Below are 18,895 nucleotides of genomic sequence, written 5' to 3'. Positions count from 1 at the left end.
CTCGGGGACTGCCGGGGCCGGTTCACGGGCGGTGTCCCGTCATCCGTGCCCCGTCATCCGTGCCGCGGAGGCGATCGTGGCGCGGGCCTCGCGTTCGGACAGTCCCGTGTCGAGGGCCGCCTCGACGAGCGGGTCCACCAGGGCGGGCCCGATCCCGTCCTCGTAGGCGCGGCAGGCGGCCCAGAAGAGCCGGGTGTTGCGCTGGCCCTCGTGCGCGGCGAGGACGAACTGGACCAGGCCCTGGCCGTGGCTGCCGGTCGAGACGGGTGTGGGGTGGTGGTGCCGGGGCGGCGGCAGGAGGAGGCGCAGCAGGGCGCGCGGGCAGGGGGCGGGGGCGAGGTGGGCCGTGCCGGGGGCGGTGGTGTAGCTGCCGTGTTCGGTCCGGGAACCGGGGCCGACGAGGTAGCCGCCGGCGCCTCGGATGTCGATGCCGGGGGCCAGGCGGCCCGCGGAGTTGGGCACCACGACGTCCGGCGGGCCGCTGAGCCACAGGTGGCGGCCGCCGGACGGGGTGAGGACGACCACCGTGGGCGGGATCGTGAACAGGTGGCGCAGGGCCAGCTCGCGCAGCGCCGCGGAGGAATCCGCTCCGTTCTTGGTGTCCAGGTCGATGCCGATGAGGTGGTGCGGCGGCAGACCACAGGCGATGCCGTAGCCGGTGGCCCAGGGGGCGGCGGCGAACATCTCGCGGATGCGTGCGGGGTCGGTGGAGGCGTCGTGGACGCCGTGGCCGAAGCGCCCGCACTCGCCACGGCAGGGCGGTGCCGCCGGGGCGGGGTCGTCGCGGTGCGGGGAGCGCAGCGCCGGCAGCTTGGTGCGGGACAGGGGGATGACGGCCAGTCCGCGTTCGGCGGCTGACAGGGCGTGTGCGAGGGCCAGCGTCGTGGCCTGCCGGTCGGTGGTGGCCATGCCTCTATGTTCGTACGTACGTTCGAAAAAGGAAAGGGGGAGCCGGGGGGACACGCCGGGCGGATCCGGGGTCCGCGCAGGGTGCCGGAACGCTTCCTCCCTTGCGCGGCTTGGTGGCCGGTGCGCCCGCCTCATGTGATCTGTGACTCAAGAGGCGCGAAGGGGTTTATCGACTAGTCGTCACGCTTGCGTGCGAAGAGCGGCTTCCGGGGTGGTTCGCCGGGGATTCGGTGGGCAACTCTGATCACGCGACGTCGTGCACAGCACCAGGGCGATCGGCCGAAGTCCCTGGTGGGAGCCGTACTTCACGCACTGTCCGGCACACACGGCCACGAGCCGGTGGGTCTTGTTCTGGAGGGAACACAACATGGCAAGCATCCGTACCGCCCGCGTCATCGCCGCCGTCTCCGCGCTTCCGCTCGCGGCAGCCCTGTTCACCGGTGTCGCGTCGGCGGACAACGGAGCCTTCGCGGACGACGGTTCGAACGCCACGGCCGCGACCGCCGACGCCGGCGTCCTCGGCAGCGGCGTCGGCGGCGACAACTTCGGCAACTCGTCGACCACCAACCAGCAGGCCATCGGCTCCGGTGCCTCGAACCAGAGCAACACCGCTCAGGTCGACGGCTCGGCGTTCACGGCGGTCAACCAGGGCAACGACAACGTGGCCGTCAGCTTCTCGCCGCTGTGGTGGTGAGGTGAGAGGGCCGCCATCGGCCCTCTGCGGAAACTGTGGGTGTGCTTCGTGGGGTGCAATGCGTCTGCGCGGCGGTGCTTCGGTGCCGCCGCGCAGGCGTTTGTGGGGGGAGTGAGCTTGACAGCCGGCGGGCACGGATCCAATCTGACGACCGGTCAGGTTTGGGGGGCGGAGAAGCGGAGTCGGATGCTGCTCGGCCCGAGGACCGGCGAGGAGCGCGGGACCGCCCGTTCGTGCTGATGCAGCTGGTGGAGTCCGGCTTCTGCGCACGGGGTGAGGGGGCGGACTTCGTCGCCGGGGAACGGCTGCCGCTGAACCGGCACGGCGGGCAGCTGGGGGAGGCCTGCCCGCACGGGATGAACGGTCTGGCGGAGGCGGTGCGGCAGATACGCGGGCCTCGGTGAATCCGGTGCCGGGCGCGGAAAGAGTCCTGGTGACGGCGGGGACGGGGGTGCCCACCTCGGGGCTGGTGCTGACCGCGGACGGCTGATCCGGGACGCCTGGAGACCGCTGATCCCGAACGCCCGGAGATCCGGTCTCCGGCGCGTGCCGGGGGCGGCTCTCAGGGATGAACCCGCACGATCCCTCATCCTCCGGTCCACCCAGAGGAGGTGTGGCGGGCCCCACCCCTACAACCTGAGGGGGACGCGGCTTCGGGACCTGCGGGCGATCCGCCGGACATGCCCCCGCTCATAGCGTTGAGTCATGACCACACCCGTCTGCACCAGCGCTTCGAACGCCGCTGCTCCAGCGACGCAGACCCTCGCGTACCCGTCGTTCGCGTCGTACATGAGGGCCCGCCAGCCGGTGCTTCTGCGTACCGCTCGGTCCCTCACCGGGAACTCCAGCGACGCGGAGGACCTGCTGCAGACCGCGCTCACCAAGACCTTCGTCGCCTGGGAGCGGATACAGGACCACCGTGCGCTGGACGGCTATGTGCGCCGGGCGCTGGTGAACACCCGCACCTCGCAGTGGCGCAAGCGCAAGGTGGACGAGTTCGCCTGCGACGAGGTGCCCGAGCCGGAGCCGCGGCCCGCCGGGGCCGACCCGGCCGAGCAGCAGGCGCTGCGCGACGCGATGTGGCGCGCGGTCATGCGGCTGCCGGCGCGGCAGCGGGCGATGGTGGTGCTGCGGTACTACGAGGATCTCAGCGAGGTCCAGACGGCCGAGGTGCTCGGCGTGTCGGTGGGCACGGTGAAGTCGGCGGTGTCGCGGGCGCTCGGCAAGCTGCGCGACGACCCTGAGCTGGGGGTTGTTCGGTCCTGACGGGATACGTCGTGCTCCGGGCTTTGATCGATCATCCGCTCCCCTAGTGACATACCGCGCGGTATGTGCGCAGAATCAGCGCAACCGCTACCGCCGCGTAGGCAATGTCGCCCAGGAGGACGCCGTGCTGAGCACCATGCAGGACGTACCGCTGCTGATCTCGAGGATCCTGACCCATGGGTCGACGATCCACGGCACATCCGCGGTGACCACCTGGACCGGCGAGGGTGAGCCGCACCGCCGCAGCTACGCGGAGATCGGATCCCGCGCGGCCCAGCTGGCCCACGCCCTGCGCGACGATCTCCAGGTGACCGGCGACGAGCGCGTGGCCACCCTGATGTGGAACAACGCCGAGCACGTGGAGGCGTACTTCGCCATCCCCTCCATGGGCGCCGTGCTGCACACGCTGAACCTGCGCCTTCCCGCGGAGCAGCTGGCCTGGATCGTCCATCACGCCGCGGACCGGGTGGTCATCGTCAACGGGTCGCTGATCCCGCTGCTGGCTCCGCTGCTGCCGCATCTGAAGACGGTCGAGCACGTCGTGGTCTCCGGTCCCGGCGACCGCGCCCCTCTCGCGGACGCCCCCGTCCAGGTGCACGAGTACGAGGACCTGCTCGCCGGGAAGCCTGTCTCCTTCGACTGGCCCGAGCTGGATGAACGTTCCGCCGCCGCGATGTGCTACACCTCCGGCACCACCGGCGACCCCAAGGGCGTGGTCTACAGCCACCGTTCGATCTACCTGCACTCCATGCAGGTCAACATGGCCCAGTCGATGGGCCTGACCGACCAGGACACCTCGCTGGTGGTGGTCCCGCAGTTCCACGTCAACGCCTGGGGCCTGCCGCACGCCACCTTCATGACCGGCGTCAACATGCTGATGCCGGACCGCTTCCTGCAGCCCGCCCCGCTCGCCGCGATGATCGAGAGCGAGAAGCCCACCCACGCCGCGGCCGTCCCCACCATCTGGCAGGGCCTGCTCGCCGAGCTCAACGCCCACCCGCGGAACGTCTCCTCGCTCACCCAGGTCACCATCGGCGGCTCGGCCTGTCCCCCGTCGCTGATGGAGGCGTTCGACAAGCTGGGCATGCGGGTCTGCCACGCCTGGGGCATGACCGAGACCTCCCCGCTCGGCACCGTCGCCCGTCCGCCGGCCCACGCGGTCGGCACCGACGAGGAGTTCGGCTACCGGCTGACCCAGGGCCGCTTCCCGGCCGGTGTCGAGGCGCGGCTGACCGGCCCCGGCGGCGAGCGTCTGCCGTGGGACGGGGAGTCCGCGGGCGAGCTGGAGGTGCGCGGCCCCTGGATCGCGGGCGCCTACTACAACGGCCCCGACGCCGAACCGCTGCGCCCCGAGGACAAGTTCAGCCCCGACGGCTGGCTCAAGACCGGCGACGTCGGCACCATCAGCCCGGACGGCTACCTCACCCTCACCGACCGGGCCAAGGACGTCATCAAGTCCGGCGGCGAGTGGATCTCCTCGGTCGAGCTGGAGAACGCGCTGATGGCCCACCCGGACGTGGCCGAGGCCGCGGTCGTGGCGGTGCCGGACGAGAAGTGGGGCGAGCGCCCGCTGGCCACGGTGGTCCTCAAGGAGGGCGCCACCGCCGACTTCGCCGCCCTGCGCGCCTTCCTCGCGGAGGAGCGCAAGATCGCCAAGTGGCAGCTGCCCGAGCGCTGGACGGTGATCGAGGCGGTGCCGAAGACCAGCGTGGGCAAGTTCGACAAGAAGGTGCTGCGCCGCCAGTACGCGGAAGGCGAGCTGGACGTCACCCTGCTGTGAGCTTCCCGCCGGGGCCGGTGCCGGAGGGCTGATGACCGGCCGCCGCTGAGAGGCGACCGCTGAGAACTGAGAGGCCGTGGCGCCGGACAGGCGGGACTACGTGACAGGGAGTCCCCCGTCCGGCGCCACGGCGTTCCGCTGCCCTCTCCGGGCACGCGGCAGGTGGGCTCAGTTGGTGCCGATGCGGGCGAGCAGATCGACGATCCGGGACTGCACCTCGGTGCTGGTGGAGCGCTCCGCGAGGAACAGCACGGTCTCCCCCGAGGCCAGCCGCGGCAGGTCGGCCGGGTCGACGGCGGCGGTGTAGACGACGAGCGGGGTGCGGTTGAGCTGCCCGTTCGCCCGCAGCCAGTCGACGATCCCGGCGGGACCCGCCTGCTGCGGTTGCACCCGCATCAGGTCCATCACCACGAGGTTCGGCCGGAACTGCCCCGCCAGCGCCACCGCGTCGGCGTCGCTCGCGGCCCGCGCCACCTGCATGCCGCGCCGCTCCAGCGTCGCCGTCAGCGCCAGCGCTATCTCGGCGTGCTCCTCGATCAGCAGCACCCGCGGCGGATGCTGCTCGCTGTCGCGCGGCGCCAGCGCCTTCAGCAGCACGGCGGGATCGGCGCCGTAGGCCGCGTCGCGCGAGGCCTGCCCGAGCCCGGCCGTGACCAGCACCGGCACCTCGGCGGCGACCGCCGCCTGACGCAGCGACTGCAGTGCCGTGCGGGTGATCGGACCGGTCAGCGGGTCCACGAACAGCGCGGCCGGGAACGCCGCGATCTGCGCGTCGACCTCCTCGCGCGAGTTCACGATCACCGGCCGGTAGCCGCGGTCGCTCAGCGCCTGCTGGGTGGAGGCGTCCGGAGCCGGCCACACCAGCAGCCGGCGCGGGTTGTCCAGCGGCTCCGGCGGCAGCTCGTCGTCCATCGGCACCGGACGCGGCGGGTCCGCCACCTCCACGGCCCCACCAGGACCGTCCAGCGGCTCGGGGCCCTCGGCCGCGTCGGCGTCGGGCGCGCCTATCGCGTACGAGCGCCCGGCGCCCCGCGTCGCCGGGGCGAGCCGTGACTGGCCGCCCTGCGTGGCCGGGGCGAGGCGGGACTGGCCGCCCTGCGTGGCCGGGGCGAGGCGGGACTGGCCGCCCTGCGTGGCCGGGGCGAGGCGGGACTGGCCGCCCTGCGTGGCCGGGGCGAGGCGGGACTGGCCGCCCGCCGTGTGCTGCGCCTGCTGACCCGGCGCCGCGGACTCGGCGGCGGCCGCCGGCTGCTGGGGACGCGCGCTCTGCTCTGCGGTCGCGGGGGTGGAAGCGGACGCCTCCGTGCGGTTGCCGAGCTTGCGGCGGCGGCCCGAGCCGCCCGGCTGGTGCGGGGGCGGGGTCGCGGCCGGCAGCGGCTGCTGCACCTGTGCGGCCTGGCGGTTGAAGGGGACGCCCTGCCCCAGGGTCCGCACGCTGATCGCGCGGCCCTGGGTCGAGTTCGGGTCCACCGGCGCGGCGGCCTCCGCGGGCAGCGGCTGCGCGGCCCGCTGGGCGGCGGCACCCTCGGGCGGCAGCGGCGTGCCCGGCGCGGGGGTCTGCTGAGCCGGGGGCTGGGCGGGCTGGGCGGGCTGTGCGGGCGTACCGGTGCCGGAGGTGTCACCGGCGGCGGGCCACTGCTGCGGAGCCGGGGCGGGCGTGCCGCCCGGCGGGGTGCCCTGACCGGGGGCGGCCTCGGCGGGCAGCGGCTGCGCGGCACCGGCGGGCGCCGGCTGGGGCAGCGGTCCCGCGGCTGCGACCTGCGGCTGGTTCACGGCCGGCGCCTGAGCCTGAGCACCGGGGGCGGGTGCCGGTCCCTGGGCGGGTGCCTGAGCTGCTGCCTGAGCCGGGGCCTGAGGGGGAGGCATCTGGCCCGGGGCGGGCAGCGGCATGCCCTGACCGGTGGTGCCCTGCTGGGCCTGTGCGGCCTGCGGTGCCCCCACCGCGCCGTTCGGCGGCAGCGGGGCCGCCGGCGGTGCGGCGTTCGGCGAGGCGGTCCGCGCGGGCTGCGGCGTGGCGTTCGGCGAGGCGGCGGCACCCTGGGGCGGCACCGGTGCGGCCTGCGGGGCGGCGCCGTTCGGCGATACGGGAACGCCGGGCACCGGCGCAGCGGCACCCGGCTCATGCCCCGGAACTGCCTGCGGCAGCGCGTCGGCGCCCGCGGGAGCGCCGGCGCCGTCCGGCGGCACGGGCCCGCCCTGCGGCGCCCCGGCCGCGTGCTGCGGACCCGGCGTCTGCTGAGTTCCCTGCGGGGGCACCGGGGCGCTCTGCGCCGGCACCGTCACGCCCTGGGGGGCCGCCATCACCGGGTTCGGGGGAATGGTCACCCCGTGCGCCGGGACGGGAGCTGCCGGCACTCCGGGGGTGGCACCGCCGAGTCGGTCGCCGGGAACGGCACCCGCCTGGGCCGGAGCCCCCTGAGCGGCAGCCGCCGCGGCGGGCGCCTGCCCGGGAGCGGCCTGCGGCACCGGCTGCTCGCCGGCCTGCGGCTGGACGTACTGCCCGGGCGTCGTCGGCAGCGGGGCCGCCGCCTGCTGCCCCGCGGCGACCGGCTGCCCGGCGGCGACGGGCTGCTGCCCCGCGGCGACGGGCTGCTGCCCGGCGGGCACCCCCCGCGCCTGCCCGGCCGGCCCCGGGCCCTGTTCCGGTGCGGGAACCCCGCCGTCCGGCGCCGGCTGGGGCTCGGCGACGCGCCGGCGGCGGCCCGTCGGGGCGTCCGCGGGGTGCGGCTGCGGCGGGGTGTGGTCGGCGGACTGGTCGTGCGGGGCGGCGTCGTGCCGGTTCTCGTCGGCCGGTGCGTTCCCGGCCGCCCCCTGGGCGGGCACCGGTACGGGACCCGGGGCGGCGGCCTGCCCGACCGTCCCGGCGGCCCCCGCGGGGGAGCCCTGCTGGTCCTGTGCGGCCTGCTGACCCTGGTCGGCGTCGGCCGGCGGCAGCGCGAACACCGTGCGCGGGGCGGCTTCCTGCGCGGCCGCCCGCTCCGTGGCGGCGGCCAGCGCCCGGCGGCGCCGTCCCCTCGGCTGGGCCTGGCCCTGCTCCTGCCCGGTTCCCTGGGCCGCCCCGTCCTGACCGTGCTGATTGTTCTGGCCGTGCTGACTGCTCTGACCGTCCGACGACGCGGGCAGCGCGGGCGGCAGGGCGTTCTGCTCCCCGGCCGCGCGCCGGGCCCGCCGCCCGGACGGTGCGGGCACACCCTGCGGCGGTACGGTCCCGCCCAGCCCGGTGTTGGAGGCGGCCGTTCCGGCGGCGTGCTCGGCGGCGGTCATCACCGCGCCCTCGGACACCCCGGCCACCGCCTGGGCGTCCTCGGCCGGACGGCCGCGCCGGCGTCCCGTGCCGCCGGCCACCACCGCGCCCTCACCGGACGCCTGGGCCGGGAGCTGCGCGGCCTCGGCCGCCGCGTCACCCGCGGCCCGCCGCCGGCGGCGCCCGGTCGGCGGCGGCACGGCGGCGGCCTCCGCCCCCGCGCCCTGCGCACCGGAGCCGTCGCCGGGCGCGTCGCTCTCCAGGAAGGCGTCCACGGACGCCCGCCGGGCCCGGCGCCGTCCGCGGCCACCGGAGCCCTTGGTCTCCGTCGTGCCGTCGGGGGCCGCCTGGGCGTTCTGCCCCTCGGCCGGTGCCTGCCCGGCCTGGACCACGCCGGCTCCGCCGCCGATCGGCACCTCGAGCACGAAGGCGCTGCCGCTCATGCCCGGCACCTCGTGCGTCTGCAGCACCCCGCCGTGCGCCCGGACGATGCCGCGCACGATCGGCTCGTGCACCGGGTCGCCGCCGCTGTAGGGGCCGCGCACCTCGATGCGGACGACCTCGCCGCGCTGCGCCGCCGCGACCACGACCGTGTTGTCCAGGTAACCACCCGTCGACACCGGGCTGTTGCCGGTCGCGTCCACCCCGGCCACGTCGGCGACGAGGTGCGCGAGGGCGGTGGCCAGCAGCCGCGGGTCCACCTCGGCCTCGATCGGCGGCGCGTGCACCGCGAACTGCACCCGCCCCGGCCCGATCAGCTCCACGGCCCCCTCGACACCGGAGGCGACGACCGCGTCGAGCATCACCTTGGTCCGGCTGACCGCCTCCGCGCCGGAGTCGAGCCGCTGGTAGCCGAGGACGTTGTCGATCAGGGTGGTGATACGGGAATAGCCGGCCGACAGATGGTGCAGCACCTGGTTGGCCTCGGGCCACAGCTGACCGGCGTCGTCGGCGGCGAGGGCGGCCAGTTCGCGGCGGAGTTCCTCCAGCGGGCCGCGCAGCGACTGGCCGAGCAGGGTGAGCAGCTGTTCGTGCCGGGCGGCGAGGGCCTCGTAGCGGTCCTTCTCGCGCTCACCGAGGGCGGCGTAGCGCTCCTCGTTGGCGGCGAGTTCCTCGGCGTGCTTCTCGCGGAGTTCCTCGATCTCGGTGACGTGGCTCTGGCGCAGGGCGGTGAGCTCGGAGGCGTGCTCCTCGGCGATCCGCTCCAGCTCGGCGGCGTGCGCCTTCTCCGCCGCCTCCTTCTCCTTGGCGAGGGCGTCGTAGGGCCGCCGGTCGGTGAAGGTCATCACGGCGCCCACCAGCTGGTCGCCGTCGCGCACCGGCGCGGTCGTCAGGTCGACCGGCACCTTGTCGCCGTTCTTGGCGTACAGCACCTGGCCGCGCACCCGGTGCTTGCGGCCGGAGCGCAGGGTGTCGGCGAGCGGGGACTCGTCGTAGGGGAAGGGGGAGCCGTCGGCCCTGGAGTGCAGGACCAGGGTGTGCAGTTCGCGTCCGCCCAGCTCGCCGGCGCGGTAGCCCAGTATCTGCGCGGCGGCCGGGTTGACCAGCACGATCCGCCCGTCGGTGTCGGTGCCCACGACACCCTCGGCGGCGGCCCGCAGGATCATCTCGGTCTGCCGCTGGGAGCGGGCCAGTTCGGCCTCGGTGTCGACGGTGCCGGACAGGTCCCGCACCACGAGCATCAGCAGCTCGTCGCCGGTGTAGCCGTGGTTGTCGTAGGCCTGCTGGCCGTTCTCCAGATTCGCACTGGTGACCTCGACGGGGAACTCGCTCCCGTCGGTGCGCCGGGCCATCATCCGGGTGGGCCTGGTGCGGGCCCGGGGGTCGATGTGGTCGGGGCGCCGCATGGAGCCGGGGATCAGCTTGGAGTCGAACTCCGGCAGCAGGTCCAGCAGCCCGCGCCCCACCAGGGCGGTGCCCGGGGTCTCGAAGGCCTCCAGGGCGATGGTGTTGGCGTTGACGACGGTCCCGTTGGCGTTGACCAGCACCAGGGCGTCGGGAAGCGCGTCCAGTATGGCTGCGAGGCGAGCAGCGCCTCGGGATGGCCTGCTGCTCACGAGACGCTTCCTCCCTGTTACCGCGACGTGCCGACCGCTCGGGCCATCTTGCCAACCGGCCCGCAGCGTGTCACGCGAGGGAGTCTACGGGCTGGGGTTGCGCTCGCGACGGCGGTTGAGAAGGAGGTACCACGAGGAAGTGACGGCGGTGTGCCGCCCCTGTGACGCCCCAAACGTCCGGAACGCGCGGCGGCCTGCGGTGACGCCGCGGCGCGCCGCGCGGGACCTTTACGTCTCCTGTACGTCCCCGGCGCACCGCCTCCCGAAGGCGCTCACGACACCCGCTCCCGTACGGACCCCGCTTCGGGCAGCAGCGGTACGAACCGGTCCCAGCGTGCGATCGCACATCCGTCGCGGCGGTCGAACGTCGCATCGACCGGGCGGCCGGCCCAGGTGCCGGTGACCCGGGCGGTGGCCGGGCCTCCGTACTGCATGGTGCAGACGGCGCCCCGCGGCACCGGGGCGAAGGCGTCCTGGCCCCACCGCGTGTTCCGCTCCACGGCGGCGCACGCCCCGGCCGGGTCCGGGTGGCTGCCGCTGCTGGGCCGGCAGCGCACCTCGTACGTCCCGTCCGCTCCACCGCCCGCGTCCCGCACGGTGACGACGAGGCGGTCGCCGTCGCGGGGGCGCGCTTCGAGGGCGTCGGCGGCGGGCAGCGGGGTGAGGAGGGCGGAGGAGGCGGCGGCCCCCGTGACGAGCAGCCGCCGGGCGGCCCGGGGCATCCTCTGCATGCGATACGACATGCCCTGCCCAACGCATCACGGCCCCGGACGTTGCGCAGCAGGGGCCGGGGCGGCGCGGCCGTCGAGGCGGAGGGGTGCACCAGGCGCACCAGGCGGGGTCGCACCGGGGCGCACCCGGCGACGTGCCGCCGGAAGGGCTTTGCCCTGCGGCCTCTCCGCCTAGTACCGTGGGGGGCGATTGGTGACACCCCACGCGGCTGTGTCATCATCGGCACGCACTACCCCATCACGCTCGCGCGCTGGGACGTGCGCTGGAGGCGTCGCCTAGTCCGGTCTATGGCGCCGCACTGCTAATGCGGTTTGGGCCTTAAAGCCCATCGAGGGTTCAAATCCCTCCGCCTCCGCAAGATCACGTTGCCCCGGTCACATCCGACCGGGGCTTCGTCGTCCACGGGGTTGCCCGGCGGTGTCGGGCCCGGTCCGGATACCCGCGTTTTCGCAGGTCACAAGGGGTAGGGCAAACGGATTTCACATGACGGCGGCAGTCATGTAATGTTCTTCCTGTCGCCGCGAGCGGGCCGGAGGGCCTCGGGAGCGGCGAGAAAACTGAAGAACCAAGCACTCGTAGCTTAACGGATAGAGCATCTGACTACGGATCAGAAGGTTGCAGGTTCGAATCCTGCCGAGTGCGCACAGACAAGAGGCCCCGGAGCGATCCGGGGCCTCTTGCGTTGTGGTGGCCGGTGGGCTGACCGTGCGCGGCGAGTGGGCCCTGTCCGCGGTCGGCACGTTCGCCCTGTTCGGCATTCTGCTGCCGGCCTTCGCCGCCGACGCCGTGATGATCATGGCGACGCGGGGCCGCGTCGAGAAGGTCACCGCGTGGCAGCGCGGAGCGGCCCGGGCGGTCGCCGCCGGCGGTGGGCTGGTGTCGGTGGGGCTCGTCGGCTGAACGCCGGAGCCGCGGCCGGAACGCAGCCGCAGTCGGCAACGGAGCCGCTGTCGGCAAGGGAGCCGCTGTCGGCAAGGGAGCCGCTGTCGGCAAGGGAGCCGCTGTCGGCAAGGGAGCCGCTGTCGGCAAGGGAGCCGCTGTCGGTTGGCCGGTGCCGGTGCCGGAGCCGGAGGCGGGTCAGCGGAGCTGCTGGGCGAGGGCGATGATGATGCCGTCCGGGCCGCGGAGGTAGCAGAGCAGGTAGAGGTCCTCGTAGTGGGCGATCTCGCCGAGGAGCTCGGCGCCGTGCGGGCGCAGCCGGGCCACGGTGTCCTCGATGTCGTCGACGGTGAACATGATCCGGTGCGTGCCCAGCACATTGTGCGGCTGGTCGCGGGGGCCGGTGATCAGCTCGGGGCTGCGGTACCTGGACAGTTCGATGCGGCCGTGGCCGTCCGGGGTGTGAAGCATCGCGACATCGCAGTGGACGCCGTCGAGTCCGGTGCACTGGTCGGCGAAGGAGCCCTGGATCTCCGCCCTGCCCTCCAGCTCCATGCCGAGTTCCTCGAAGAACGCGATGGCGGCGTCCAGGTCCTCGACGACGATGCCCACGTTGTCCATCCGCTGGATCGCCATGCTGTCTCTCCCTCGCTCGTCCCCTGCTGTCCCGTGCTCGTCCCGTGTGCGTCTCCCGGGCGGCGGCCGGGCGCGCACCGGATCTGCCCGCGAGTCTGCCCGGTGGGAGCCGCCGGAGCACTCAGGTGTCGCCGGGAGTGTTGCCGGGGCGGGGCGGCGGGACCTCGTGCCGGGCGGCCCCGGACGGGCGGTGGGAGCTGTGGCGCCGCACGGCCTCGCTGAGATGGCGGGACAGGGCCGTCGCCGCCGCCGTGAGGAAGATGAAGGTGTAGAGGATCTGCAGGATCGCGACCAGGCGGGCGGACTGACCGCGCGGGGCGATGTCGCCGTAGCCGATGGTCGCCAGGGTGACCAGGGTGAAGTAGATGCCGTCCAGGCGGGTTGCGAGGCCACCCGCCATCTCACCGGGGTGCTCGGCCAGGCGCTGGTAGGTGGCCGCGAAGGTCAGCACCGACAGGCACATCAGCAGGGGGATGACCAGACCCGGGCGGGCGTTCGGACGGTGCAGCAGGACGTGGACGATCTGCTGCAGCAGCAGCGCGGCCACCAGGGCCAGCGCCAGCCCGAAGAGGACCCAGCTGAGGACCGGACGGCGGGGCCCCAGACGATCCAGCGGAAGCAGGAAGTACGCGGTGACCATGGCAGCCATGCCCGCTGCCTCGAGCAGCCATGGCCACAGCGCACTCCACACCGTCGAAGGGGGTGGTCGTCCGCCTTCCATGCGGGAGCGGAAACGGAAGGCCGCGGGATCCTAGGTGCGGGACTCGCGGCGTGGGGCGCAGAGGGCCCAGATGATGAATCCGTCGATGACGATGAGAACGATCGACCAGACCGGGGCGTGGGGCAGCCACAGGAAGTTGGCGATCATGCCCAGTCCGGCGAGTGCCACGCCCACGGCGCGGGCCCAGGTCGCGCCCTGGAACAGTGCCAGTCCGGCCAGGAACACGAGGGCCCCGAGGATCAGGTGGATCCAGCCCCAACCGGTGACGCTGAACTCGTAGGTCCAGTTCTGGGTGACGACGAAGACGTCGTCCTCAGCGATGGCGGCGATGCCCTGGAAGATCGCCATGATGCCGCCGAAGGTCATCAGGACCGCCGCGGCTCCGGTCCATCCCGTGGCCCAGGCGCTCTCCGCGGCGAAGCCGCCGCGGCGATGTCCGGTGCCGGTGACGTTGCTGCTGGCCATGTGCTCGCCCTCTCAGCTCTCCCCGAGTGATGGCGTTCTGCTGACCAGACTTCCACTCCCGGCGGTCCTCGGCATGTCGGCGCGATGGCGCCCGTCGTGGGGGTGGTTCGCGGGTGGCGGGGGGTTGTCGGCGGGGACGTCTAGGCTCGTCGGCGATGGCACAGGCATGGCGTTGCTCGGGGCTCAGTTGGCCGGCGGAGGGCGGTCCCGCACTGGTGTGGGACCGGGGGCGGCGCAGTGCGCTGACCTGGGGGAAGCGGGTGGCCTTCGGGGTCGCTCCGGCCGGTGAGGGGGGTGTGCGCCGGTGCGTCGGGGCGCGGGGGCACGCCTGCCCGTCGGCGGCGGCGGTGCCGGGCCGCAGTACCGGGGCCCGGTGCGAGGAGTGCGCACGCCTCGACCGGGCGCACTCGGTGGCCGCCGACACGCTCGCCGACGATCCCCGGCCCTACCGCGTCTATCTGGCCTGGTTCGGCCCCGGCATGACCAAGGCCGGGATCACGGCGGTGGAGCGCGGCCCGGCGCGGCTGCTCGAGCAGGGCGCCGTCTGCTTCAGCTGGCTGGGCACCGGACCGCTGATGGCGGCGCGGCGCACCGAGGAGCTGCTGCGGGCCGCGCTGGGGGTGCCGGACCGCATCCCCTACGTCCGCAAGCGCGCCCTACGGGCGCTGCTGCCGCGGGGCGAGGAGGAACGGGCGGCGGAACTGGCGGAGCTGCACGCCCGGGCGGTCGCCCTGGGCGGATGGCCCGAGTCGCTGGAGCGTGAACCGTTCCGGCCCGTCGACCACGTCCGCGCCTTCGGGCTCGGGGGCGCGCCGCCCGCCGTGGGGGAGGTGAGCGAGCTGGTCGCCGGGGGCGCGGTGAGCGGAGAGCTGGTGGCCGCCGCCGGGCCGGATCTGCACCTGGCGACGGGAGCGGGCGTCGTGGTGCTGGACACCCGGTTGCTGACCGGGTGGCCTCTGCTCCCGGCGGCGGGGCGGGAACTGTCGGTGCCGGTCAGGGAGTACGGGGCGGCCGACGACGCGGTGGTGCAGGAGGGCCTGTTCTGACGGGGACGGGGTGTGGACGCGGGGCCCGCCCGGAGGTGATCGTGGGCGGCATGTGCGATCACCTCACGGCGGCGGCGACCGCGAGCGACGACCGGGCCGGAACCCGCGAGCCGGAGATGTCCGGCTCCGCCCGGGCGGACGTCCGTGCTGTGCGGGGCTTCTGGGAGGGGCTCGGCCTGAGCGGCCTGGTCGATGTGCACACCCACTTCATGCCGGAGCGGGTGCTGCGCAAGGTGTGGGCCTACTTCGACGGTCTCGGCCCGCTGACCGGCGGCATCGAGTGGCCGATCGCCTATCGGGCGGGGGAGCGGGAACGGACCGAGCTGCTCAGGGCGTTCGGCGTCCGGGCGTTCACCGCCATGCTGTACCCGCACAAGCCGGGCATGGCGCGCTGGCTCAACGACTGGGCGTCCGGCTTCGCCGCCCGCACGCCCGACTGCCTGCACACCGCGACCCTCTTCCCCGAGGACGGCGTGGAGGGGTACGTACGGGAGGCCGTGGAAGCGGGGGCGCGGGTCTTCAAGGCGCATGTGCAGGTGGGCGCCTACGATCCGGCCGACCCGGCGCTGGACGGTGCCTGGGGTCTGCTCGCCGAGGCCGGGGTTCCCGTGGTGATCCACTGCGGTTCCGGTCCCGCGCCCGGCAAGTGGACCGGTCCGGAGCCGATCGCCGGTGTGCTGGCACGGCACCCCCGGCTGCGGCTGATCGTGGCGCACCTCGGCATGCCCGAGTACGAGGACTTCCTGGACCTCGCCGAGCGCTACGAGGAGGTGCGGCTGGACACCACCATGGCCTTCACCGACTTCAGCGAGCGCATGGCGCCGTTCCCCGGGAGGGCCCTGCCCCGACTGGACGGCCTGCGCGAGAGGATCCTGCTCGGCTCCGACTTCCCCAACATCCCGTACCCCTACCTCCACCAGCTGCACGCCCTGGAGCGGCTGGGGCTCGGGGAGGACTGGCTGCGGGCGGTGTGCCACGACAACGCCGCCCGGCTCTTCGGCATCGATGACTGAGATGGGGCGGCGTGGGGCGCCCGCTGGGTGTCCGGATCGCGCATGTTTCACGTGAAACGCGTGGCACCCCGAGGGGCGTGGGCGCGAGGGCCGGGGTTTCTCAGCGAATTCACAGATTGCGGCAAGCCTCCTCTCAGAGCGCCTCGCCAGGGTGACCGTCATGACCACGCTTTCGCCCCAGGGGCACACCGAACTGCTGAGGCCGGACGGGAGCCCCGTCCGGGTGCTGGTGGTGGACGACGAGCAGTCGATCACCGAGCTGCTGTCCATGGCCCTGCGCTACGAGGGCTGGCAGATCCGCAGCACGGAGACCGGGCAGGACGCCGTACGGGCCGCACGCGAGTTCCAGCCCGATGCCGTCGTCCTGGACATGATGCTGCCGGACCTGGACGGCCTCGCCGTGCTCAGCCGGCTGCGCCGTGAACTGCCGGATGTGCCCGTGCTGTTCCTGGCCGCCAAGGATGCCGCCGAGGACCGTGTCGCCGGGCTCACCGCGGGCGGGGACGACTACGCCACCAAGCCGTTCAGCCTGGAGGAGGTCGTGGCGCGGGTGCGCGGGCTGATCCGGCGTTCCGGAGCGGCCGACCGGCGGCCGGAGTCCGTGCTGGTGGTCGGCGACCTCACCCTCGACGAGGACAGTCACGAGGTCACCCGCGGCGGGGAGAGCATCCATCTGACCCCCACCGAGTTCGAGCTGCTGCGCTACCTGATGCGCAATCCGCGGCGCGTGCTCAGCAAGGCGCAGATCCTCGACCGGGTGTGGTCCTACGACTTCGGCGGACAGGCGAACGTCGTCGAGCTGTACATCTCCTATCTGCGCCGGAAGATCGACGCGGGCCGCGAGCCGATGATCCACACCCGGCGCGGCGCCGGCTACATGATCAAGCCCGCGGCCTGACGAAGGGGAGACGGCGGCCGCCGCCGGCGCCCGGAACGCCACGAGCCGCGACCTCTCACGCAAGGCGGAAGCGACCGCCCGGACCCCGTGACCTCGTCTGCTGTACACCGTATGGGAACTCTTATACGGTGTACAGCATGACGACGTCACCCAACGAGCAGGCGGCCCCGCCCCGGGCTGCACCGCAGGTGCCGGGCCACTCGAAGCGCTGGCTGATTCTCGGAGTCATCTGTCTCGCGCAGCTCACCGTGCTGCTCGACAACACCGTCCTGAACGTGGCCATCCCCTCGCTCACCCGCGAGATGAACGCGGCCACCTCCGACATCCAGTGGATGATCAACGCCTACTCACTGGTGCAGTCGGGCCTGCTGCTGACCGCGGGCAGCGCCGCCGACCGCTACGGGCGCAAGAAGATGCTGATCGCCGGCCTGGTGCTGTTCGGCGTCGGCTCCCTGGTGGCCGGACTCGCCGATTCCTCCGGGCAGTTGATCGCGGCCCGGGCGGGCATGGGCGTCGGCGGCGCGCTGCTGCTGACCACCACCCTCGCCGTGGTGATGCAGATCTTCACGCCCGAGGAGCAGCCCAGGGCCATCGGCATCTGGAGCGCGGTCAGCGCGCTCGGCTTCGCCGCCGGTCCGCTGGTCGGCGGCTTCATGCTCAACCACTTCTGGTGGGGCGCGATCTTCCTGATCAACCTGCCGGTCGCGGCGCTCGGCCTGATCGCCGTCGTCGCGCTGGTCCCCGAGTCCAAGGCGCCCCGCGGCGACCGTCCCGACCTGCTGGGCGCGCTGCTGTCGACGATCGGCATGACCGCCCTGGTCTACGCGATCATCTCCGGCCCCGAGCACGGCTGGACGTCGGCCCGCGTCCTGGGCACGGCGGCCATCGCCGTCCTGGTGCTCGGCGCCTTCGCGTACTGGGAGAGCCGGATCCCGTATCCGATGCTCGACCCGCACTTCTTCACCAACCGCCGGTTCACCGGCGCGGTGGCCGGCGCCGTGCTGATCACCTTCGGCATGGGCGGGGCGCTCTTCCTGCTCACCCAGCACCTGCAGTTCGTCCTCGGCTACGGGCCGCTGGAGGCGGGCCTGCGGACCGCGCCGCTGGCGCTGACCGTGGTGGCGCTCAACTTCTCCGGCCTGGCGGCCAAGCTGGCCGCGCGGCTCGGGGCGCCGCCGGCCATCGCGCTCGGCATGGCGGTGATGGCCGCAGGGCTGGTGTCGATCGCCACGCTCACCGAGCACGGCTACGCCGGGACGCTGCTGGGGCTGGTCCTGATCGGGGCGGGCACCGCGGTCGGCACCCCGGTGATGGCGCACGCCATCATGAGCTCCATCCCGCCGGAGAAGGCCGGCGTCGGGGCCGGGATCAACGGCACGCTGGCGGAGTTCGGCAACGGCCTGGGCGTGGCCGTGCTGGGGGCGGTGCTCAACGCCCGCTTCGCGGCCCTGATCCCGGTGGCGGCGAGCTCGCTGCCTGCGGCGCTGGCCGCCGCGGACTCGGCGCGGGAGCGGGCCCAGGTGACCGAGGCCTTCGCCTCCGGCCTGGAGAGCAGCCAGCTGGGGGGAGCGGCGGCCGTGCTGCTCGGCGGACTCGTCGCCGCCCTGTTGCTCAGGCGCGCCGAGCGGGGAGAAAGTGCCTGAGACGCCGGGCGGCCCCCGACCGGGGGCCGGCCGGGCGCGGTGCGGCTCCCGGTGCCCCGGCGCTTAGGCTGGCCGGTGTCGGCAAGTGCAGGAAGGGTGCGCATGGCCAGAGCAGGCCGGGGGAGTTCACGGACCAGTGTCTGGCTGGAGGGCAAGCCCCGTCGTGGCCGGCGGGGGGACGGGCAGCCCTCCGGCCTCGACCGGGACCGGATCACCGCCGCCGGTGTACGGCTGCTGGACGCCGAGGGGCTGGCCAGGTTCTCCATGCGCCGGCTCGCGGCCGAGCTGAACGTGACCGCGATGTCCCTCTACTGGTACGTCGACACCAAGGACGACCTGCTGGAGCTCGCCCTGGACCAGGTGTTCGGCGAGCTCGCCCTCCCCGACCCGGAGGCCGAGGAGGACTGGCGCGACCAACTGCGGGCGCTGGCACGGGAGTACCGCTCGATGCTGGTGCGCCACCCCTGGGTGTCGCCGCTGGCCGGGAGCTTCCTCAACATCGGGCCCAACTCGCTGAACTTCTCCCGGGTGGTCCAGCAGGTGATCGGCAGGACCGGGCTGCCCGTGAACCGCCGCACCGGGGCGATCTCGGCCGTCTTCCAGTTCGTCTACGGCTACGGCACCATCGAGGGCCACTTCCTCGCCCGGGTCGCCGAGAAGGGCATGACCGCGGACGAGTACCACGAGCAGGCGCTGAGCGCGGTGACCCAGGCGCCGGACGCGGCGGAGGTCATTCAGGAGTCCGCCAAGATCATGAACGCGCGGGGCGGCGACACCGTCGAGGAGATGCTGGAGCGGGACTTCGCCTTCGCCCTGGACCTGATGATCGCCGGCATCGAGACGATGGTGGCCCGGGAGACCTCCGGCCCGGCGGACGGCTCCTAGCCGCCTCCCGCGAACGAATCCGGTCCG

At 73.7% G+C, this 18,895-nt stretch carries 15 protein-coding genes, 2 tRNA genes and 1 pseudogene; 12 read left to right on the top strand and 6 right to left on the bottom strand.

What is annotated here, in order from left to right; all coding sequences use genetic code 11:
* Nucleotides 1–39: 39 nt before the first annotated feature.
* Complete coding sequence (locus HCJ93_RS24260; protein ID WP_167997929.1) at nucleotides 40–909, bottom strand: bifunctional DNA primase/polymerase; 870 nt, start codon at nucleotides 907–909, stop codon at nucleotides 40–42.
* A gap of 367 nt (nucleotides 910–1,276) precedes the next feature.
* On the opposite strand from HCJ93_RS24260, the gene HCJ93_RS24255 reads away from it, so the two are divergent.
* From HCJ93_RS24255 to HCJ93_RS24240, 4 genes and pseudogenes are all read left to right on the top strand, one after another.
* The gene (locus tag HCJ93_RS24255; protein ID WP_167997928.1) at nucleotides 1,277–1,603 is read left to right on the top strand and encodes a hypothetical protein; all 327 of its coding nucleotides are present in this window, start codon (nucleotides 1,277–1,279) and stop codon (nucleotides 1,601–1,603) included.
* 227 nt (nucleotides 1,604–1,830) lie between these two features.
* Nucleotides 1,831–2,093: pseudogene (locus tag HCJ93_RS24250) on the top strand (thiolase C-terminal domain-containing protein); the annotation flags it as partial.
* Nucleotides 2,094–2,308: 215 nt separating this feature from the next.
* Nucleotides 2,309–2,869: a SigE family RNA polymerase sigma factor gene (locus tag HCJ93_RS24245; RefSeq protein ID WP_167997927.1), complete on the top strand. Its 561-nt coding sequence runs from the start codon at nucleotides 2,309–2,311 to the stop codon at nucleotides 2,867–2,869.
* A gap of 124 nt (nucleotides 2,870–2,993) precedes the next feature.
* Entirely contained in the window at nucleotides 2,994–4,649 is a 1,656-nt protein-coding gene (locus HCJ93_RS24240; RefSeq protein ID WP_309141494.1) for a long-chain fatty acid--CoA ligase, read from the top strand.
* 168 nt (nucleotides 4,650–4,817) lie between these two features.
* On the opposite strand, the gene HCJ93_RS24235 is transcribed toward HCJ93_RS24240, so the two are convergent.
* Entirely contained in the window at nucleotides 4,818–9,950 is a 5,133-nt protein-coding gene (locus HCJ93_RS24235) for a response regulator (RefSeq protein WP_309141493.1), read from the bottom strand.
* A gap of 272 nt (nucleotides 9,951–10,222) precedes the next feature.
* Nucleotides 10,223–10,672, bottom strand: coding sequence for an SSI family serine proteinase inhibitor (locus HCJ93_RS24230; RefSeq protein WP_373563610.1), 450 nt, complete (start codon nucleotides 10,670–10,672; stop codon nucleotides 10,223–10,225).
* 274 nt (nucleotides 10,673–10,946) lie between these two features.
* On the opposite strand from HCJ93_RS24230, the gene HCJ93_RS24225 reads away from it, so the two are divergent.
* The 3 genes from HCJ93_RS24225 (at nucleotide 10,947) to HCJ93_RS24215 (ending at nucleotide 11,582) form a co-directional block, all read left to right on the top strand.
* A tRNA-Ser gene (locus HCJ93_RS24225) sits at nucleotides 10,947–11,037 on the top strand.
* A 214-nt stretch (nucleotides 11,038–11,251) separates the two neighbouring features.
* Nucleotides 11,252–11,324, top strand: a tRNA-Arg gene (locus HCJ93_RS24220).
* A 45-nt stretch (nucleotides 11,325–11,369) separates the two neighbouring features.
* Entirely contained in the window at nucleotides 11,370–11,582 is a 213-nt protein-coding gene (locus HCJ93_RS24215; protein WP_167997925.1) for a hypothetical protein, read from the top strand.
* 177 nt (nucleotides 11,583–11,759) lie between these two features.
* Here the strand turns inward: HCJ93_RS24215 and HCJ93_RS24210 are convergent, their stop codons facing one another.
* The 3 genes from HCJ93_RS24210 to HCJ93_RS24200 all read right to left on the bottom strand — a co-directional run bounded on the left by HCJ93_RS24210 (nucleotide 11,760) and on the right by HCJ93_RS24200 (nucleotide 13,383).
* On the bottom strand, nucleotides 11,760–12,197 hold the full coding sequence (locus tag HCJ93_RS24210) for a VOC family protein (protein WP_167997924.1): 438 nt from the start codon (nucleotides 12,195–12,197) through the stop codon (nucleotides 11,760–11,762).
* A 121-nt stretch (nucleotides 12,198–12,318) separates the two neighbouring features.
* Nucleotides 12,319–12,837: a potassium channel family protein gene (locus HCJ93_RS24205; protein ID WP_167997981.1), complete on the bottom strand. Its 519-nt coding sequence runs from the start codon at nucleotides 12,835–12,837 to the stop codon at nucleotides 12,319–12,321.
* A gap of 111 nt (nucleotides 12,838–12,948) precedes the next feature.
* Complete coding sequence (locus HCJ93_RS24200) at nucleotides 12,949–13,383, bottom strand: DUF7144 family membrane protein (protein ID WP_167997923.1); 435 nt, start codon at nucleotides 13,381–13,383, stop codon at nucleotides 12,949–12,951.
* A gap of 155 nt (nucleotides 13,384–13,538) precedes the next feature.
* Between HCJ93_RS24200 and HCJ93_RS24195 the strand changes: the two genes are divergently transcribed.
* From HCJ93_RS24195 to HCJ93_RS24175, 5 genes are all read left to right on the top strand, one after another.
* The gene (locus HCJ93_RS24195; RefSeq protein WP_167997922.1) at nucleotides 13,539–14,429 is read left to right on the top strand and encodes a DUF2797 domain-containing protein; all 891 of its coding nucleotides are present in this window, start codon (nucleotides 13,539–13,541) and stop codon (nucleotides 14,427–14,429) included.
* Between the two features lie 116 nt (nucleotides 14,430–14,545).
* Nucleotides 14,546–15,442 (top strand): amidohydrolase family protein, encoded by an 897-nt coding sequence (locus tag HCJ93_RS24190; RefSeq protein ID WP_167997980.1) that lies wholly within the window; start codon nucleotides 14,546–14,548, stop codon nucleotides 15,440–15,442.
* 160 nt (nucleotides 15,443–15,602) lie between these two features.
* On the top strand, nucleotides 15,603–16,340 hold the full coding sequence (locus tag HCJ93_RS24185) for a response regulator transcription factor (protein WP_167997921.1): 738 nt from the start codon (nucleotides 15,603–15,605) through the stop codon (nucleotides 16,338–16,340).
* A gap of 137 nt (nucleotides 16,341–16,477) precedes the next feature.
* Nucleotides 16,478–17,983, top strand: coding sequence for an MFS transporter (locus tag HCJ93_RS24180; protein WP_167997920.1), 1,506 nt, complete (start codon nucleotides 16,478–16,480; stop codon nucleotides 17,981–17,983).
* A gap of 102 nt (nucleotides 17,984–18,085) precedes the next feature.
* Complete coding sequence (locus HCJ93_RS24175) at nucleotides 18,086–18,868, top strand: TetR/AcrR family transcriptional regulator (protein WP_167997919.1); 783 nt, start codon at nucleotides 18,086–18,088, stop codon at nucleotides 18,866–18,868.
* The last annotated feature ends 27 nt before the right edge of the window (nucleotides 18,869–18,895 follow it).

Source organism: Streptomyces composti, assembly GCF_012034205.1.
GTDB lineage: Bacteria > Actinomycetota > Actinomycetes > Streptomycetales > Streptomycetaceae > Streptomyces > Streptomyces composti.
This window is presented reverse-complemented; position numbering and strand designations above follow the sequence as displayed.

Excerpts from the sequence above, each read along its gene's own strand:
- HCJ93_RS24200 (WP_167997923.1), bottom strand. The coding sequence starts at position 13,383 with ATGGCCAGCAGCAACGTCACCGGCACCGGACATCGCCGCGGCGGCTTC.
- HCJ93_RS24260 (WP_167997929.1), bottom strand. The coding sequence starts at position 909 with ATGGCCACCACCGACCGGCAGGCCACGACGCTGGCCCTCGCACACGCC.
- HCJ93_RS24245 (WP_167997927.1), top strand. The coding sequence starts at position 2,309 with ATGACCACACCCGTCTGCACCAGCGCTTCGAACGCCGCTGCTCCAGCG.
- HCJ93_RS24180 (WP_167997920.1), top strand. The coding sequence starts at position 16,478 with ATGACGACGTCACCCAACGAGCAGGCGGCCCCGCCCCGGGCTGCACCG.
- HCJ93_RS24190 (WP_167997980.1), top strand. The coding sequence starts at position 14,546 with ATGTCCGGCTCCGCCCGGGCGGACGTCCGTGCTGTGCGGGGCTTCTGG.
- HCJ93_RS24205 (WP_167997981.1), bottom strand. The coding sequence starts at position 12,837 with ATGGTCACCGCGTACTTCCTGCTTCCGCTGGATCGTCTGGGGCCCCGC.
- HCJ93_RS24185 (WP_167997921.1), top strand. The coding sequence starts at position 15,603 with ATGACCACGCTTTCGCCCCAGGGGCACACCGAACTGCTGAGGCCGGAC.
- HCJ93_RS24175 (WP_167997919.1), top strand. The coding sequence starts at position 18,086 with ATGGCCAGAGCAGGCCGGGGGAGTTCACGGACCAGTGTCTGGCTGGAG.
- HCJ93_RS24230 (WP_373563610.1), bottom strand. The coding sequence starts at position 10,672 with ATGCCCCGGGCCGCCCGGCGGCTGCTCGTCACGGGGGCCGCCGCCTCC.
- HCJ93_RS24210 (WP_167997924.1), bottom strand. The coding sequence starts at position 12,197 with ATGGCGATCCAGCGGATGGACAACGTGGGCATCGTCGTCGAGGACCTG.
- HCJ93_RS24255 (WP_167997928.1), top strand. The coding sequence starts at position 1,277 with ATGGCAAGCATCCGTACCGCCCGCGTCATCGCCGCCGTCTCCGCGCTT.
- HCJ93_RS24195 (WP_167997922.1), top strand. The coding sequence starts at position 13,539 with ATGGCACAGGCATGGCGTTGCTCGGGGCTCAGTTGGCCGGCGGAGGGC.